The sequence below is a fragment of the Hyphomonas atlantica corrig. genome (genome assembly GCF_000682715.1).
In the GTDB taxonomy this organism is placed as follows: domain Bacteria; phylum Pseudomonadota; class Alphaproteobacteria; order Caulobacterales; family Hyphomonadaceae; genus Hyphomonas; species Hyphomonas atlantica.
Genome location: NZ_AWFH01000001.1, coordinates 315,693 through 332,982, shown reverse-complemented (window position 1 = coordinate 332,982; position 17,290 = coordinate 315,693). Strand labels below are relative to the sequence as shown.

Sequence of the window (17,290 nt, the reverse complement as noted above, 5' to 3'; positions counted from 1 at the left end):
TTCGCGTCGCGTGTGAGGATGTTCCAGCCATGTCTGCTCCAAAACCCATCGGAAAGAGCAAACCGATCATAGGTGGTGTGCTGACTTTTTTCCTGTTCGGAGTACATCGTCTGTTCGTAGGGCAGATCTACTCTCGCTCAGAAGCGATGAAACTGGTCGACAGCCTTTCCGATTCGTCGCTCTATTTTGGCTCCGCCATTGCCAGTGCATCCGCGACGATTCTGGCCCTCATGCTCACCATGCTTGGCATGATGCACAATAGCAGCGCCGACATTGGTATCTGGCTGTTCAAGCGCGTTCGAATGATTGCCTGGTTTGCGACGATCAGCTTGTGTAGCGCGGTCGCATTGCTGACCTTTTCATCCATCCCCATCGGGGAATTTGAAGACATTCCAAAGGACTGGTTCGTGATGTCTTACTATGCCATCGCGACATTGATGGCGATCCTGGCCGGGCTCTTGGTCACCAGCATTCTGCTGATCCTTGGCGCCGTGAGGTATCTTGTGAACCGATTGGCCCCTGAAGTGCAGGAAGACGCCGACTAGCGATCGAACAGTTTCGAGACGCTCTCTTCATTTGCGATCCGGCGGATAGCCTCACCCAGCAGAGGGGAAATTGGCAGGATGCGGATGGATTTCGACTTGATCGCATCTTCCGATGGCTGGATCGAGTCGGTCATCACCAATTCGTCCAGCACAGATTTCTCGATCCGCTGAACCGCATTGTTCGACAGTACACCGTGAGTGACATAGGCCGCGACAGATTTCGCGCCATGCTCTTTCAGTGCCGCGGCTGCGTTCGCCAGCGTGCCGCCGGAATCACACATGTCGTCGAGCATGATGCAGCGCTTGCCGGAAACGTCGCCAATGATGTTCATCACTTCCGACTTGCCAGCCTCCGGGCGACGTTTGTCGACAATGGCGAGGTCAGCCTCAAGCCGCTTTGCCAGGGACCGGGCACGAACCACGCCGCCAACGTCGGGAGATACGACAATCAGATCCTTGCTGCCGTAGCGCTCCTTGATGTCATCCACCATGACCGGGCTGCCGAACAGGTTGTCGGTCGGGATGTCGAAGAAGCCCTGGATCTGCCCGGCATGCAGGTCCACCGTCAGAACGCGGTCAGCCCCTGCGCTGCAGATCAGATTTGCTACCAGCTTTGCGGAGATCGGCGTGCGTCCGTCAGTTTTGCGGTCCTGACGGGCATAGCCGAAATAGGGGATGACGGCCGTGATACGGCGGGCCGATGCGCGCTTCAGCGCGTCCATGCAGATCAGCAGCTGCATCAGATTGTCATTGGCGGGGTAGGACGTCGACTGGATGACAAACACATCCTCGCCGCGAACATTCTCATCGATCCTGACGAATATTTCCTGGTCCGAGAACGTCTTGACTTCAGAGCGCGTCAGGCGCGTGTCGAGATAGTCGGCGATGGCTTCTGCCAATGGCCGGTTCGCATTGCAGGAAAGCAGTTTCATGATGTATCGCCCGTGAAGCCCGTTGGTGTCGCTTTTGTAACATAGGGCAGCGAGTCGCAACCGGACTCTGTGCGGTTTTGCAGAAAATTACAGATGAAGCATGATCACTGAGGCATTTCGGCCATAGTCCGGTTCGCCGCGATGATTGCGCCTGCGATTGGAGAAATAATCCTTCTCCAGTGCACACGTATCGAGTCCAGAATCATGGACTAAGTGAACGCCCAACCGGTCCAGACGCTGGCGACAATAGCCGGGCAGGTCAAACTGGAATCGGTCTGCCTTGCCCGGAATAAACAAGGCTTCGCTTTCCGGAGACGCCACCAGAAACGTGTCCCGAAATTCCGGGCCGACTTCATAACTGGCCTGTTGGATGGTCGGGCCGATGGCTGCTCGGATGCGGCCTGGAGATGCGCCCAGCTGCGTCATCGCAGAAACCGTTGAATCGAGGACACCGCCAATGGCGCCTTTCCAGCCGGCGTGTGCCGCGCCAATCACGCCGGCGTCCGGGTCAGCAAACAGGACGGGCGTGCAGTCGGCGGTCAGTATGCATAGCGCGAGTCCCGGCTCGGTCGTGACCATCGCGTCGGCTTCGGGCCGCACAGTCCAGGGGGCGGTTACGTGGACGGCATCGGAAGAGTGGATCTGATAGCAGGAAAGAAGGGCGCGGGCGGACAGTGCGGCCCGGACACGCTCCCGGTTCGTCGCTACGGCGTCTGGTGAATCGCCAGAACCTTCGCCGACATTCAGGCTGTCATACAGCCCGCTCGACACGCCGCCTTTGCGGCCGAAGAAGCCGTGTCGGACTGTGCTGATGGCGTGTAGATTGTCGGCGGTGACGGAGGGAGGAATCGACATGGGTTCAGCCTAGTCGCTGATCTGGCGCGCTGGAACGGGCAGCGTGCATATGTCGAGCCGCTTGGGCGGCGTCACGACAAAGGCGTCGACTGCACCATAGTCTCGTTTCGAATCTTTCAGGATTTCCCACTCTGCACTGTGTGTCGCCATGACTTCCCAGCGGGGGCGGATATCTGCGGGCATATCTGCTGCCACGCCGACAGAAAGGATGCGGTTTGCGGCGAGACGCTCAGCCCGCCTTGCAAGGGCTTCCTCGGATGTTTCCGGATCGAGGAAGGCGGCCAAGGCGTCTTCAGGGGTGGGATCGACGCGGTCGAGTCGGTTGATGTGGTCCATCCCGGCGATCACCCGGCCGAACAGTGTGTAGTTCCGGTCCAGATACCGGCGCTGGCCAATCGCGATGTAGAGTTCCGTTGCGCCGGAATCTGGCGCCGTGTCTCGCGCCATCCCCAGCGCACCGGGGCAATGCAGCAGCCATTCCTGCCCGCCCTCTCTGCCCACGGCAAAGCCGTCACGATGACCTGTCGCCTCAGCAAACAGGTCAGGGTTTCCGAGCGGGACAAAGCCGTCAATTTCGATCGGCCGCTCGGCTTCGAGGGAGAGTTCGGCCCATCCGCCCAGACGGTGCTCAAATTCAAGGCCTGCCTGCGCCACATGGCCGTCAATCACGCGGTAGAAGAATTCATCATTGTACAGGTTCGCGCGAACCGCTTCACGGAACTGCGCTGCATGGGCCGGGGCGGCGTTTGCAGCCAGTTCAATTACTGCCTCTCCTGTGAGAGTCTTCAGGATTACCAGATTTTCCGCTTCCACTTCTCGCCAGGGCGCATCGTGACTCGTTTGCGGGGCAGGGGACGCGGTGCCCTGTGGGCTGGAAACGGGGATGGATTCGCAGGCTGTCGTCACCATCAGTGCTGCCGCCGCTGCCATAAGGAATGCTCTCACGTCTTTGTCTCCTTCCCAAGAAACCGTCCGCCTGCTAATCGCCGCGCATGTATCAGATAACTGCAAAGGGCGCGCGGGCGCCAGTCGAAACGGCGTGGGATGCGCTGGCTTGGGCAGATCCTTCGCCAGCAGGCGCGGTCGACGCCAAGGAAGATGGACGCGGCAGCTGGCGGCTCGACGCCTTTGCCGAGACCGAGGAAGAGGCTGAAGCCTGTGTCGTGATCATCGAAGAATCTGCGCCGGAACTGACCGCGCGGATCGAACAGGTGATCGAACAGGATTGGGTTACGCTGTCGCTTGAAGGCCTGCCGCCAGTGAAGGCCGGGCCGTTCATCGTGGCGGGAAGTCACGCCTTGGCGCGACAGTCTCCGGGCAAGATCGCTGTCCTGATCGAAGCCGGGCCGGCCTTTGGCACCGGCCATCATGGCACGACGCTGGGCTGCCTGCTGGCGCTCGACGAAGTTCGCCGCAGCCGGAAAGTCGGCAAGGTGCTGGACCTCGGAACCGGATCAGGCGTGCTGGCGATTGCGGCTCTGAAGGCTGGCGCGACGTCGGCCATAGGCACCGACATCGATCTCGACAGTGTGCGCGTGGCGAATGAGAATGCCCGGAAGAACCACGTCAACGGGTTCACAGCCATGCATGTGACCGGCGCGAATACGCCTCGCATCCGTCAGGGCGGGCCTTATGATACGGTTTTCGCAAACATTCTTATGCGGCCGCTGATCGGGCTTGCGCCGGACATCGCTGCGCTGACGGCGCCGGGGGGCACGATCATCCTGTCAGGTCTGCTTCACCATCAGGCGCCGCCCGTTCGCAACGCGTTTGCGTCCCGAGGCCTGGATTTCCAGAAGCGTATTCGCGAGGATGGCTGGTCAACGCTGGTGTTCCGCAAGCCTGACTGAGGCGATTGCCGCAGCGTCTGCCCGGCCTAGATGAAGCGCGGTGGAGGCGCTTCAGAAATGTCCAGACCCGGCAGCAAACCAAAGCGTGTCAGCAAGGCTGACCTGCCCGAGAAAACCTGCGCTGTCTGCAACCGCCCATTCTTCTGGCGGAAGAAATGGGCGCGGGTCTGGGAAGAAGTAAAGTATTGTTCCGAGCGGTGCCGCCGCGACGCCCGGAAACGCTGACCGGATCAGTATGCGGCGCGGCGAGCCCAGCGGGCCGAACGGCGCGCAAGGATTTGCGGGCGCTGGCTTTCGGCCGACTTCAGCGAGTGCGCAAAAGCGGACTCGGCCACTTCATTGACCATCAGCGGGCGATCTTCACCGGCCATGTTGGTCATGATTGGCGAAGCGATTGTGTTTTGACGTCTCATTTCGAGATCCCTTTTTCTGTATTGTGCGGTGCACAATTTTTATCGTGGCGGCTATGTAGCGGAAAAAGGTAAACTTAAAAGCATGGAAATGCCGAAAAATGCATGCGAATTCGCATAACTGTGATGCGGGTTTCGGTGGTCAAATCGCGGCTTTCGGCCTACATAGAGGGCATGAGACAGACATTTGATATCAAGGGTGGACCGCAGGACGGTCGAGCCCATTTGCCCCTCGTTCGCGAACAGCTTGCCGCTCAGAAGCTTGACGGCCTTTATGTTCCGCATGACGACGAATACCAGAATGAGTACCTGCCGGACGCGAATGAGCGCCTGGCCTGGGTCAGCGGATTTACCGGCTCGTTCGGGTCCGCGTTCGTCTTCACGGATCGTGCCGTCATCTTTGCGGATGGCCGCTACACGCTTCAGGTCGTCGACCAGACCGATCCCGATCTGTGGGAAGTGCAATCGGTTCCCGAGCCTGGCCCGTTCGGCTGGCTGAAGTCACAGGACATGTCCGGAAAGCGGATCGGCTATGACCCGAAACTGATGAGCCCGAATGATGTGGCCCAGATGGCAAAGGCGGCCAAGGCTGCTGGCGCGGAACTTGTTGGCGTCACCGACAACCCCATCGATGTGGCCTGGGCCGACCGTCCGGACCAGCCAATGGCACCCGTTGTCCCGCATGATGTGAAGTTCGCCGGAAAGGCCCATGACGAAAAGCGCGTCGAAATCGGCGATGCCCTGAAAGCGGAAAAGCTGGATGCGGCGGTGATTACGTCCCCGGCGTCGATTGCCTGGGCGTTCAATATTCGCGGCGGAGATGTCAGCTGCACGCCGCTGCCGCTCGGCCGGGCGATCCTGTTCGCAGACGGCTCGGCCGATCTGTTCCTCGACGAGGTGAAAGTCTCGGATGAGCTGCGCCAACATCTTGGCAACAGTGTTACGCTTCGTCCGTTGGCGGATCTCGAAAAAGGTCTGGCGGATCTCAAGGGCAAGACCGTCAGTGTCGACCCGGACGTTGCCTCGGCCTGGTTCTTTGATCAGCTCGAACAGGCAGGCGCTACAATTGTACGAGACCGCGACCCTGTCTCGCTGCCCAAGGCACGCAAGAATGAAGCCGAGCTTGCGGGCTCTGCCGCGGCGCATATCCGCGATGGTGTTGCGCTGACCCGGTTCCTGCACTGGCTGGATACGGATGCGCAGAGCGGCGAGGTCACCGAGATTGATGCAGCCATCAAGCTGGAAGAGTTCCGCGAAAACCTGGGCGGCCTGAACGATCTGTCCTTCCCGACCATTTCCGGGGCAGGGCCGAACGGCGCGCTGCCGCATTACCGCGTTTCGACTGCGTCCAATCGCAAGCTGGAGCGGGGCAGCCTCTATCTGGTCGACAGTGGCGGTCAGTATCTGGATGGCACGACAGATGTAACGCGCACTGTGCCAATTGGTGATCCGAGTGCGGACATGCGCCGTCACTACACCCAGGTCCTGAAAGGGCATATCGCGCTGGCCGTCGTGCGCTTTCCGAAAGGCACAACCGGCACCCATCTGGACGTGCTCGCGCGCCACGCGCTCTGGCAGGCCGGGCTCGATTACCAACACGGCACCGGCCACGGCGTTGGCGTTTATCTCGGCGTTCACGAAGGCCCGCAACGTATTGCAAAAGGCTGGAGCCCGATCCCGCTGGAAACCGGCATGATTGTCTCGAACGAGCCGGGCTATTATCGTGAAGGTCAGTACGGTATCCGCATCGAGAATCTGCAATATGTCACCGCGCCCGCCCAGATCGAGGGCGGCGAGATCGACATGTACGGTTTTGAGTGCCTGACCTTTGCGCCACTGGCGCGGGACCTGATCGACCTGGCCCATTTGACCAAGGAAGAGCGGGAATGGGTCGATGCCTATCACGCGAAAGTCTACGACCTGCTGGCAGACAAGCTGGACGGACCAGTGAAGGATTGGCTGCGCGCCGCCTGCATGCCGCTTTAACACCGTTAACGAAAAACAGGCTTGTTCCTGTTTTGTTCCAATGATAAATCATGGCCAGTAGACTCTTTGGAGACTGGCCATGATCCTTTCCTTGTCGATACGTGATTTTGTCCTGATAGACCGTCTGGACATTGAACCCGGCAGTGGATTTACCGCGCTGACGGGTGAAACCGGGGCAGGTAAATCCATTATTCTCGATGCCCTGTCGGTGGCGATGGGGCATGGCTCTGACCGCGCCATGATCCGCGCTGGACAGGACCAGTCCACTGTTGCGGTGGAGTTTTCACCGCCCGTGAACCATCCGGTGTGGGCCGCGCTGATCGAGAGCGGCATCGACGCCTCGCCTGACGAAACCCTTACCCTGAAGCGCGTATTGCGACGGGCCGGTCCTGCGCGTGCCTTTCTGAATGACCAGCCGGTAAGCGCGGCGCTCCTGTCCGAGATCGGGGACCTTCTGGTCGAAATTCACGGCCAGCACGCGGCCTCTTCCCTTATGAAACCCTCGTCGCACAGGCGGCTGCTCGACCTGTTCGCGGGCAATGAAACCCTGCTCGACGCTTGCGCGTCTGCCTACGGTCTGATGGCTGAGGCGAGTGCGAAGCGGGAGGAGCTGGAGGTGGAACACGCAAAGGCCATCGAGCAGCGGGATTGGTTGAGCGAGGCCGTAGACGAATTGTCCGGGCTCGGCCCACGTGAGGGCGAGGCCGCTCAGCTTACGGAGCGCCGTACGCTGCTGATGCAGTCAGAGCGCGTGACGGAAGCGGTGCGCGAGGCTGAAACTGTACTGGATGAATCCGGGGTTGAGGATGCACTGGCGCGGGCCGCGCGGGCGACAGACCGGATTTGCCGATTGCCGGGGTTCGAGGCGTCAGAAGATGCCTTGCCGGTGGCCGCGCGCGCGGCAGCCGAAGCGGTCGAGCGCGCCTTGATTGAAACCCGTGAAGCGGCGAATGCCATTGGCCAGCTTGAACGTCTAGTCCATCATGATTCCGCAGAGCTGGACAGCGCGGAGGCGCGCCTGTTTGCCCTGCGTGCTGCGGGGCGCAAGCATAATTGCGACCCGGACTTGCTGCCGGACATGCTGGTATCCCTCAGTAAACGGCTGGATCTGGTCGAAGCTGGCGAGGATGCGCTCAAGGCGGCACGCAAGGCTGAGGCCTCTGCAAGGGCCGATTGGCATCAGGCCGCTGGCAAGCTGAGCGATGCGCGCAAGGCGGCGGCGTCCCGGCTTGAAAAGGCCATCGCGCGGGAACTGAAACCGCTCAAACTTGGCCGCTCGGTCATCCGCGTGTCGATCTCTCCATTGGCAGAAGGGGAGGGCGGCCCGAACGGTATCGACCGGGTTGAGTTCGATGCAGAGACCAATCCGGGCGCCGGGTTCGGTCCGCTGCGAAAGATCGCCTCGGGCGGGGAGCTGGCGCGTGTATCGCTCGCGCTGAAATGTGCGCTCGCCGAGGCAGGCTCTGCGCTCACCCTCATCTTTGATGAAGCGGATCAGGGCGTCGGCGGCGCCGTGGCGGCGGCGATTGGCGAACGCCTCATTTCGCTTGGCCAGTCCCGGCAGGTCTTTGCCATTACCCACAGTCCCCAGGTCGCGGCATCCGCAGCGGCGCAGTGGCTCGTGGAGAAGGGGGCTGGCGGCTCACGCATACGCGGGCTAGATGACAGCAGCAGGCAGGAAGAAATTGCCCGGATGCTGTCAGGTGCCGAAGTGACCGCTGAGGCCCGCGCCGCTGCCGGGAGGTTGTTGGAGGGTGCATGAGCGAGGCAACACCGGTTGAGGATCTGACACCGGACGAGGCAGCCGCCGAACTCGCGCGGCTCGCCGCGCTCATCTCCGAAGCTGATGCGGCCTATTATCAGGAAGATGCGCCGGTCCTGACCGATGCGGAATATGATGCGGCCCGCCAGCGCAACCTCGCCATTGAAGCCCGGTTCCCGAATCTGAAGCGAGAAGACAGTCCCTCTGACCGGGTCGGGGCTGTCGCTCAGGATGGCTTCAGCAAAGCCACGCATGCCGCGCCGATGCTGTCGCTGGACAATGCGTTTTCCGACGAAGACGTTGAGGAATTTGCGGGTCGTATCCGACGGTTTCTGGGGCTTTCAGAAGACGATGAGCTGGAGCTGACGGCCGAGCCCAAGATCGATGGGCTGTCTCTCAGCCTCACCTATGAAAAGGGGGTGCTGCAGCGCGCCGCCACGCGGGGCAATGGCCAGGTCGGCGAGGACGTCACCGCCAATGCTCGCACGTTGAAAGACATTCCCGCAAAGCTCTCGGGCAAGGGCTGGCCGGACTTCATCGAGATCCGCGGCGAGGTGTATATGAGCCACGCCGATTTTGCTGCGCTCAACGCGCGCGAAGGCGAAGCCGGGCGAAAGACTTTTGCCAACCCGCGCAACGCCGCCGCCGGCAGTTTGCGGCAGCTCGATACCGAAATCACGAAATCCCGTCCGCTCAACTTCTTCGCCTATGCCTGGGCAGCGGAAAGCGAACCCTTTGCCGAGACCCAGATGGAGGCGGTCGCCGCGTTTGCCGCCTGGGGCTTCGATACGAACACGCTGATGGCAAAGGCGGCGACACTTGGCGACATCCTGGCGACATATCGCGACATAGAGCGACAACGCGCGACACTCGGCTACGATATCGACGGTGTCGTCTACAAGGTAAACAGGCTCGATTGGCAGCAGCGTCTCGGCTTTGTCAGCCGTGCGCCGCGCTGGGCAATCGCGCATAAATTCCCGGCCGAGAAGGCCACTACAACCTTGGAAGATATAGATATTCAGGTGGGCCGCACAGGCTCGCTGACCCCCGTTGCCCGCCTCACACCCGTCACGGTCGGCGGTGTCGTCGTCTCCAATGCAACCCTCCACAATGAAGACGAGATCGAGCGCCTCGGCGTAAAGCCCGGCGACACCGTCGAGATCCAGCGCGCAGGCGACGTGATCCCCCAAGTTCTGCGTGTGGTGAAGGATGGCGGCGGCGCGCCCTGGCACATGCCTGAGACGTGCCCGGTGTGCGGCTCAGCTGCCGTGCGCGAGATTGACGACAAGGGTGAGGCCGATGTGCGCCGTCGTTGCACAGGTGGGCTGGTCTGCGCCGCTCAGGCCGTTGAGCGGCTGAAGCATTTCGTGTCCCGAAAGGCGCTCGATATTGACGGCATTGGCGCGAAACAGGTCCAGCTTTTCCACGAGAAGGGCGTTGTGAAGGCGCCACAAGACATTTTCCGCCTCGCCGATCGCATCGCGGAGGAAGGCTTGCCGCCGCTGGAAGAGTGGGACGGGTTTGGAAAGGCCTCGGCAAGGAAACTGTTTGATGCAATTGATGCCCGCCGCAGCGTGCCCTTTGCGCGCTTTTTGAACGGGCTCGGCATCCGACATGTCGGCCAGACCACGTCCCAGCTCTATGCGCGGCATTTCCTCGACTGGGCACCTTTCTGGCAAACTGTCGTGCGTGCAGAGAAAGGCGGGCAGGAATCTGAAGCCTTCGCCGAACTCACCGGGATTGATGGTGTGGGCAAGGCCGCTGCCGGCGCGCTTATCGATTTCGAGGCAGAGCCCCACAATCGGGAAATGCTCGAAGCGCTCATGCGGGAAGTTTCGGTTGAGGCGGAAGAGGCCGCAGCGTCTGATAGTCCGGTTGCCGGAAAGACGATTGTCTTCACCGGCACACTGGAACGCATGACCCGCGATGAAGCCAAGGCACGGGCCAGCGCGCTCGGCGCGAAAGTGTCAGGGTCGGTATCGGCGAAGACAGATATTCTGGTCGCCGGTCCCGGTGCGGGCTCCAAGCTGAAAAAAGCTGAAGGCCTCGGTGTCCAGACTATGACCGAAGATGAATGGTTTGATCTGATTGGTGGCTAGGTACGGAGTGGCTATTTGCCGCCAGGAATGATCCGCTGCAGCAGGGTGCGGCGGGTTTCGCCATCCAGCGCTTCCGGATCAAGGCCCTTATTGGTCAGCAGGCGATAGCTCATCTGGTACCAGTCGCTTTCGGGGTAGTTGTAGCCAAGCGTAGATCCAACCGCGAGCGCCTGGTCGCGCAGGCCCAGGGTCAGGTAGGCTTCCACGAGCCGATGCAGTGCCTCTGGGGTGTGGGATGTCGTATCATACTTCTCGACCACGGTGCGGAAACGGTTGACCGCAGAAAGCATCTGATTGTTGCGCAGGTACCAGCGACCGACGGTCATTTCCTTACCGGCCAATTGGTCATGCACCATGTCCAGCTTCACACTGGCGTCGCGCGCATATTGGCTGTCCGGGAAGCGGCGGACCACATCCATCAGCGCGTCGCGGGCGCGTTCAGTCGTCGCCTGGTCGCGGCCAACATCGGTAATCTGGTCAAAATAGCTCGCAGCGATCAGGTAATAGGCGTATTCGGCTTCCGAGCCACCCGGATGAAGCGCGAGATAGCGTTGCGCGCCTGAAATCGCCTCGTCGTACCGACGGCCCTGGTAGTGTGCAAAGGCGGTCATGACCATCGAACGGCGCGCCCATTCGGAATAGGGGTGCTGGCGCTCGACTTCGTTGAATAGCAGGATCGCCTGATCGTAATCCCGCTTGTCCATCTCGGACGTCGCCTGATTGTAGAGCTGCTCCACCGGGCGTTCGACATAGGCCAGTTCCTGACGACGATTTTCGCGGGACTGACAGGCTGTCAGCGCAAGCGCGGCAGTCGTGATCAGGAGGAGGGGGAGCTTTGTGGATACTCGCATGGCAGGGCGGGCGCTTTCTGCTGTGATGATCTGATTAACTGCTTAGCGCGAACCCGCAGGGTTTTCCAAGCGCGTTTCTCAGGCCTCGACGGTCAAACGCCTTAAACAGCCGCAGAGCGGCGCGTATCTGCACGGCTCGCATCAGCCGTATCGGATTCCCAGCACCAGGCAGATGGCGTTTCCAACAGTTTCCGAACGAGCAGATTGTTGATGGAGTGGCCCGGCTGGACCGCTTCATAAATACCAGCAATGGGCGCGCCTGCCAGCATGAGATCGCCAACCGCATCAAGCATCTTGTGGCGAACGAATTCGTCTTCAGACCGCAGGCCTTCCGGGTTCATGATCTCGCCATCGTCGACCACGACCGCATTCTCCAGCGATCCGCCCCGGGCAAGCCCCATGGAGCGCAGCATGTCAACATCGCGGGCAAATCCATAGGTGCGGGCGAAGGCCAGATCCCGGGCAAACATGCCGGGAGCCAGTTGCAGCGTCATTTCCTGCACGCCGATGACTGTGTCATCATATTCGATACGTGCATTCAGCGTCAAAAGCTTGTCTTCGGAAGGGGACAGGCGCGCGCGCTTCGGGCCGTCTTCAATCTCGATGGTTTCCAGAATGCGGATGCGGCGGCGCGGTGCAGATTGCTGCTTCAATCCTGCCTGCAGCAGAAGTTCGCAATAGACGGCGGAGGAGCCATCCATGATCGGTACTTCCGGGCCATCGATTTCGATGAGCAGGTTATCAATACCCATGCCAGCCAGCGCCGCCATGAGATGTTCAACGACTGCGACAGACACACCATTTTCGTTCGTCAGCGTGGTGCCAAGTTGGGTATCGGTGACCTGTTCGGCATCGGCCGGGATGGTCGTGTTGGGCCCTTGAATGTCCGTTCGGCGAAACACGACACCGGTTCCGGCCGGAGCCGGTTTCAGCACGAGCCGTGCTTTCTTGCCGCTATGCACACCTACACCCGCACATACGGCGGGACGCGCAATCGTTTGCTGAAATTCTACACTACCGGACAACACACCTACCTCCAGTTTCGCAGAATACATTGGGGTGGGCGGCGTGAAGATACAAAACACGGCTTGTTTCGACGTGTTACAAACCGGGCCAAGATAGCGATCTTGGCCCTGTAATCATTGTGTTTTATTTGAAACAATTGCGTCTGTGGTTTGCTGCAATCGTGTGCAAAATCAGTGATTGGCAGACCGGCGAAGGAAAGCCGGAATTTCCAGGTCGGAATCATCGAACGGAGCAGGTTCCGGGTGGTCGTCCGGCGAGGAGACGATCTGGCCGCCGGATTCCGTCGCTGGTGTGTCGCCATTATCCGCATGAGCGTTGCGACGCCAGCCGAACAGGTTGGAGAATCCGGACGGACCGTGGCGGTTCTCATCTTCAGCAGGCGCGTCGGTCTGCTTGCTGAAAACGGCGTCGGCCTGGATCTGGTCTTCGCCTTCGCTGCCCTCGAAGTGTTCTGCCGGCAAGGATTGGCCAGGGAAGTCGCCGCGCGGATCGGCTTCTTCGGAGCGAAGCGGGGATGGAGTATGGAGGATCACCTTTGGACGATCGTCCTCGTCAGCAATTTCCGCGACAGCTTCGACTTCCGGTTCAACTTCTGAGTCTGCCTCAGTGACGGGCTCTTCCTGAATAGGTTCCGCGATGGGCTGGCGCACAGTCTTTGCGACAGGCGGTTCCTGCTTCAGGGATGGCAGCACGGCGTCCACGCCCGCGGCAACGACCGATACGCGGATCTTGCCTTCCAGTTCGGTATCGAAAGCTGAACCAAGAATGATGTTTGCGTCCGGGTCGACTTCACGGCGGACTTCATTGGCCGCTTCATCCAGTTCGAACAGTGTCATGTCATAGCCGCCGGTGATGTTGATCAGCACGCCCTTTGCGCCCTTCATCGAGATGTCGTCCAGCAGCGGATTGTCGATAGCGGCCTTGGCGGCTTCGAGTGCGCGATTTTCGCCCTCTGCTTCGCCCATACCCATCATCGCCGCGCCCATGCCCCGCATGATGGAGCTGACATCGGCAAAGTCGAGATTGATCAGGCCCGGCATGACCATCAGGTCAGTGATCCCGCGCACGCCAGAATAGAGTACGTCATCAGCCATGCGGAAGGCTTCGGCGAAAGTTGTGCGATCGTTGGCGATGCGGAACAGGTTCTGGTTCGGCACCACGATCATGGTGTCCACATGTTTCTGAATGTCAGCGAGGCCGCTCTCGGCAAAAGACATGCGGCGGGTGCCTTCAAAGCTGAAGGGCTTGGTGACGACAGCAACCGTCAGGATGTTCATTTCCCGAGCGGCGCGCGCGATGACGGGGGCTGCGCCGGTTCCGGTTCCGCCGCCCATACCGGCAGCGATGAACACCATGTGTGCGCCGTCCAGGCGTTCGCGAATTTCGTCTATGGATTCTTCAGCGGCCTTCGCGCCAACATCGGGGCGGGCTCCTGCGCCCAGTCCGGACGTGGTTTCTGGCCCAAGCTGGATGCGGTTTTCCGTCTTCGAGCGGGAGAGGGCCTGCGCGTCCGTGTTGGCAACGATAAACTCGACACCCTGCAGGTTCGCCTCGATCATGTTGTCAACGGCATTGCCTCCGGCGCCGCCGACTCCAAAGACCAGGATCCTGGGCTTGAGTTCATGTGTCATTCGTCGTCCTCACCTAACCGCCTGAAGCCATACTGAAGCGCTAAAATGACGCGTTGCAGCTAAGAAGCGGTTAAGTGATTCGCGATTGGCGTCAGAAATTTTCCTTCAACCAATGGAACGCCTTGTTCACGGCTCCGCTTCGGGCTTCTGCTCCGTATTCCTTTGACGCAATGCCAGCCCGCACAGCGTCTGCGAACCCCAACTCGGTATACAGTAGCAGACCTGAAGCTGTAGAAAAAGCTGGTGTTCCCAGTGTTTCACCCAGGAATTCAGCATTTGTCGGCCGTCCCAGCCGGACCGGCGCCTCCAGAGTGCGCATGGCAACTTCTCTGACGCCGGGCAACTGGCTGGCGCCGCCCGTCAGTACAACTCGACGAGGCAGTACTTTGCGTACACCACTTGCCTGAAGCGTGCGTTGGACCAGCTCGAAGATTTCCTCGATACGCGGCGCAATGATTTCGGCCAACTGGCCGCGCTCCATACGCGTTGCCTGAAGTCGACCATCATCTCCGAGGCGGGGCGCTTCAATTCGTTCTGCGAGGCCCGGCCCTTCCATATTGGCGGTCCCATAGACGCTCTTGAGACGCTCGGCAGCGGCGAAAGTCGTTCCGATGCCCTGCGCGATGTCTGATGTGACATGCGTTCCGCCCGCCGGAACAAGGCCGAGCCAGGCTGGCGACCCATTCAGATAAACCGACACGGCTGTCACGCCGGCGCCCATGTCTATGCAGATGGCGCCGTTCTCGATTTCATCATCGATCAGCGTGCCTGCGCCGCTCGCGATAGAGGAGGGGATCAGCATCTCCACACCGAGATGCGCGCGGCCGACACATTCCACCAGATTGCGCACCATCGCCTTTGGCGCGGTGACAACAGACAGCAGCAATCCGAGCCGGTCGGCGTACATACCTGCTGGTTCGCGTACGCCTTCCTGTGCATCAACGCGGTACGCCACAGGCCAGGCCGCCAGGACGTCCGCGCCTTTGGTCGGGATCTGCGCCATTGCCTGCGCTTGCACGCGGCGAATGTCCTTCGGCGTCACTTCGCGGCCACCGATATCGATTTCTGCTGTAACCAGCTGGCAGTTCAGCTTCGAGCCTGTGATCCCCAGAACGACCTGGCTGATCTGCTCGCCTGCTTCGCGTTCAGCGTCTTCCACAGCGAGGCGAATGGAGCGTTCGAGCCCATGCATGTCCGTAATGGTGCCGCCATTAAAGCCGCGCGACTGCTGGCGACCGGCGCCGAGTATCTGAAAATTGCGCGGTCCGGTGCCGTCATTCCGGCCGATGAGGCAGGTGATTTTTGAGCAGCCGATGTCTAGCGCGGCAATCGGGTTGGATGCTCGCGTCCCTACCAGTGGTTTTCGCCGGGCCTGGACGTTTGCCATCAGCTTCGGGCCGCCTCTTTTCGGGCTGCAAAGTCAGGATCATTGACCGGGTTGAGATAGACGCGGCCCTTGTTGCGAAGATCGATGGTCTCCAAAGGACGCTGCATCAGAGCGGTGCGCAATTGCAGTGTCGACAGGCTGTCCAGCGCAGCAACCATTTGGGGGTCTTCCGGGAGGCGAACGGTCGCGCCGGAAACCAGTCGCATGTCCCAGCGGCGATCATTGATACGGGTGGCAATCGCGATGCGCGGGGCAACATCCGGTTCGGCTTTCAGCGCCTCGACCAGGGCAGGGGCGGCTTTCGCTGCACCGCGACCCGCCAGGCGGATCAGCTGCTTGTGGTCATCCGCGCGAGCGTCCGGAATGACGCGGCCGAGGCCGTCGACAACTGTCCATTCCTGACCGTCATGCCAAACGGCAACAGGTTCCGCAGCGTCGGCCAGAATCACGACCTGATCAGGCCAGAGCCGGTGGACACGCACGTTCAGAACCTTGTTGGTGCCTTCGACGCGGCGACGAATGACATGCGGGTCGGCGCGAAACATGTTCTCTCCCGGCTCGATCATCGCAGCCGCGCGAATGTCCTGTGCCAGTGCAGGGTCCTGTTCCAAGCCAATGATGGACACATCATTCACGGCGATACCGACAGTCCGGGCGGTATCATCCATGAAGCTCGCGAACCGGTTTTCGATCTGGGACATGGAGCCGCCCATCCAGGCGGCGGTGGCCACAACAATGGCAACCAGCATCACAAAACCGAACACGACTGAGGAGACGCGCACCTCTTCGCCCGTCACCTCATCAACAATGACGGCGGGCTTGCGCGCTTTTTTCGGAACGGTCTGATTGCGGGTTACCTTTGGCATGAAGCATCCTCGATCATCCAGGTGACCAGCTGTTCAAAGGACATGCCTACGAAAGCGGCCTGTTCGGGGACAAGCGAGGTGGGCGTCATGCCGGGTTGTGTATTTGTTTCCAGGATCACGAGCCGGTCTCTCTTGTCATCATAGCGAAAGTCGGACCGCGTCGCGCCCCGGCATCCGAGCGCCTGGTGTGCTTTCAGGGCAAATTTCATCGCCGCTTCGGTCACATGGGCAGGCAGGTCTGCCGGGATCACATGCTGCGATCCACCAGCTTCATATTTTGCATCAAAATCGTAATAGTCTCTTAAGGTCGTGATCTCTGTAACGGCCAGCGCGCGATCGCCAAGCACCGCCACGGTCAACTCCCGACCGGGAATGAATTCCTCGGCCATGAGATGGTCGCCATAGCGCCAATTCGGTCCGGTCAGCTCCTTTGCGGGACCATTGGCGCCCTCGCGTACGATCAACACGCCAAAGCTGGAGCCCTCGGCGACCGGTTTGATGACGTAGGGCGGATCGAGGGGATGTGCTGCAGCGGCCTCGGCGCGGGTCACCTGCTTGTCTGCAGCAACCGGAATGCCTGCCTGCTGGAACACGGCTTTGGATTTCAGCTTGTCCATCGCAAGTGCCGATGCCAGCACGCCTGAATGGGAGTAGGGCAGGTCCAGAACCTCTAGCACACCCTGGACACAGCCATCCTCGCCCCAGGGGCCGTGGAGGCCATTGAGAACCACGTCCACGTTTGCTTCGGTCAGTTGCGCCGCAAGATCACGACCCGCATCGATTTCCACAACATCATAGCCGGCTGACCGCGCGGCCTTAGCCATTTGTTTACCGGACGTAACCGACACGTCGCGTTCAGAGGACCAGCCTCCATAGATCACGGCCACACGTTTCATAAGAATATCCTGCAAGCTGGTAGTGGAAGTATTCTTCGCGTCTGCAGGGTTAAAGCGGCCTTAGCGTGGCAGCCTGAGTGTGATTTCCCGGCGAAATAACAAAAAAATTAGAAAACGCCGGTTGCAACGTTTGGACTACAACTGTAGTCGATATCGAAAATCGACATCATTTCGGATTTGGGACACCGGATGTT

At 60.3% G+C, this 17,290-nt stretch carries 16 protein-coding genes; 6 read left to right on the top strand and 10 right to left on the bottom strand.

Annotated features, from left to right (window positions below):
* Nucleotides 1-29 precede the first annotated feature (29 nt).
* On the top strand, nt 30-545 hold the full coding sequence (locus HY36_RS01630) for a hypothetical protein (RefSeq protein WP_035547370.1): 516 nt from the start codon (nt 30-32) through the stop codon (nt 543-545).
* Here HY36_RS01630 and HY36_RS01625 read toward each other — a convergent pair.
* The 3 genes from HY36_RS01625 to HY36_RS01615 all read right to left on the bottom strand — a co-directional run bounded on the left by HY36_RS01625 (nt 542) and on the right by HY36_RS01615 (nt 3,277).
* A complete protein-coding gene (locus HY36_RS01625) occupies nt 542-1,477 on the bottom strand; it encodes a ribose-phosphate pyrophosphokinase (protein ID WP_035547367.1) in 936 nt (311 codons plus the stop codon). The genes HY36_RS01630 and HY36_RS01625 overlap by 4 nt on opposite strands.
* 87 nt (nt 1,478-1,564) lie before the next feature.
* Nucleotides 1,565-2,332: a peptidoglycan editing factor PgeF gene (pgeF, locus tag HY36_RS01620; RefSeq protein WP_035547364.1), complete on the bottom strand. Its 768-nt coding sequence runs from the start codon at nt 2,330-2,332 to the stop codon at nt 1,565-1,567.
* A gap of 9 nt (nt 2,333-2,341) precedes the next feature.
* The gene (locus tag HY36_RS01615; protein WP_155841622.1) at nt 2,342-3,277 is read right to left on the bottom strand and encodes a peptidylprolyl isomerase; all 936 of its coding nucleotides are present in this window, start codon (nt 3,275-3,277) and stop codon (nt 2,342-2,344) included.
* A 47-nt stretch (nt 3,278-3,324) separates the two neighbouring features.
* Between HY36_RS01615 and HY36_RS01610 the strand changes: the two genes are divergently transcribed.
* Together HY36_RS01610 and HY36_RS01605 are read left to right on the top strand one after the other, a co-directional pair.
* Nucleotides 3,325-4,182, top strand: a complete 858-nt coding sequence (locus HY36_RS01610) for a 50S ribosomal protein L11 methyltransferase (RefSeq protein WP_035547361.1) — start codon at nt 3,325-3,327, stop codon at nt 4,180-4,182.
* Nucleotides 4,183-4,239: 57 nt separating this feature from the next.
* Nucleotides 4,240-4,407, top strand: a complete 168-nt coding sequence (locus HY36_RS01605; RefSeq protein ID WP_155841620.1) for a DUF2256 domain-containing protein — start codon at nt 4,240-4,242, stop codon at nt 4,405-4,407.
* 5 nt (nt 4,408-4,412) lie between these two features.
* Here the strand turns inward: HY36_RS01605 and HY36_RS18305 are convergent, their stop codons facing one another.
* Nucleotides 4,413-4,595 (bottom strand): hypothetical protein, encoded by a 183-nt coding sequence (locus tag HY36_RS18305; RefSeq protein ID WP_155841618.1) that lies wholly within the window; start codon nt 4,593-4,595, stop codon nt 4,413-4,415.
* Nucleotides 4,596-4,766: 171 nt separating this feature from the next.
* Here HY36_RS18305 and HY36_RS01600 point away from each other — a divergent pair, with 171 nt between their 5' ends.
* The 3 genes from HY36_RS01600 (at nt 4,767) to ligA (ending at nt 10,439) form a co-directional block, all read left to right on the top strand.
* Nucleotides 4,767-6,578 (top strand): aminopeptidase P family protein, encoded by a 1,812-nt coding sequence (locus HY36_RS01600; protein ID WP_035548222.1) that lies wholly within the window; start codon nt 4,767-4,769, stop codon nt 6,576-6,578.
* 79 nt (nt 6,579-6,657) lie between these two features.
* A complete protein-coding gene (locus tag HY36_RS01595; RefSeq protein WP_035547356.1) occupies nt 6,658-8,340 on the top strand; it encodes a DNA repair protein RecN in 1,683 nt (560 codons plus the stop codon).
* Nucleotides 8,337-10,439, top strand: coding sequence for an NAD-dependent DNA ligase LigA (gene ligA / locus HY36_RS01590; protein ID WP_035547353.1), 2,103 nt, complete (start codon nt 8,337-8,339; stop codon nt 10,437-10,439). The genes HY36_RS01595 and ligA overlap by 4 nt, the downstream gene beginning before the upstream one ends.
* 11 nt (nt 10,440-10,450) lie before the next feature.
* On the opposite strand, the gene HY36_RS01585 is transcribed toward ligA, so the two are convergent.
* The 6 genes from HY36_RS01585 to HY36_RS01560 all read right to left on the bottom strand — a co-directional run bounded on the left by HY36_RS01585 (nt 10,451) and on the right by HY36_RS01560 (nt 17,096).
* On the bottom strand, nt 10,451-11,290 hold the full coding sequence (locus tag HY36_RS01585; protein ID WP_035547350.1) for an outer membrane protein assembly factor BamD: 840 nt from the start codon (nt 11,288-11,290) through the stop codon (nt 10,451-10,453).
* 101 nt (nt 11,291-11,391) lie between these two features.
* Complete coding sequence (gene lpxC, locus HY36_RS01580; protein ID WP_035548221.1) at nt 11,392-12,315, bottom strand: UDP-3-O-acyl-N-acetylglucosamine deacetylase; 924 nt, start codon at nt 12,313-12,315, stop codon at nt 11,392-11,394.
* Nucleotides 12,316-12,486: 171 nt separating this feature from the next.
* The gene (ftsZ, locus tag HY36_RS01575) at nt 12,487-13,947 is read right to left on the bottom strand and encodes a cell division protein FtsZ (protein WP_035547348.1); all 1,461 of its coding nucleotides are present in this window, start codon (nt 13,945-13,947) and stop codon (nt 12,487-12,489) included.
* A gap of 91 nt (nt 13,948-14,038) precedes the next feature.
* A complete protein-coding gene (ftsA, locus tag HY36_RS01570) occupies nt 14,039-15,334 on the bottom strand; it encodes a cell division protein FtsA (RefSeq protein ID WP_035547344.1) in 1,296 nt (431 codons plus the stop codon).
* Nucleotides 15,334-16,200: a cell division protein FtsQ/DivIB gene (locus HY36_RS01565; RefSeq protein ID WP_035547341.1), complete on the bottom strand. Its 867-nt coding sequence runs from the start codon at nt 16,198-16,200 to the stop codon at nt 15,334-15,336. The genes ftsA and HY36_RS01565 overlap by 1 nt, the downstream gene beginning before the upstream one ends.
* Entirely contained in the window at nt 16,188-17,096 is a 909-nt protein-coding gene (locus HY36_RS01560) for a D-alanine--D-alanine ligase (protein ID WP_035547339.1), read from the bottom strand. The genes HY36_RS01565 and HY36_RS01560 overlap by 13 nt, the downstream gene beginning before the upstream one ends.
* Nucleotides 17,097-17,290: the final 194 nt, after the last annotated feature.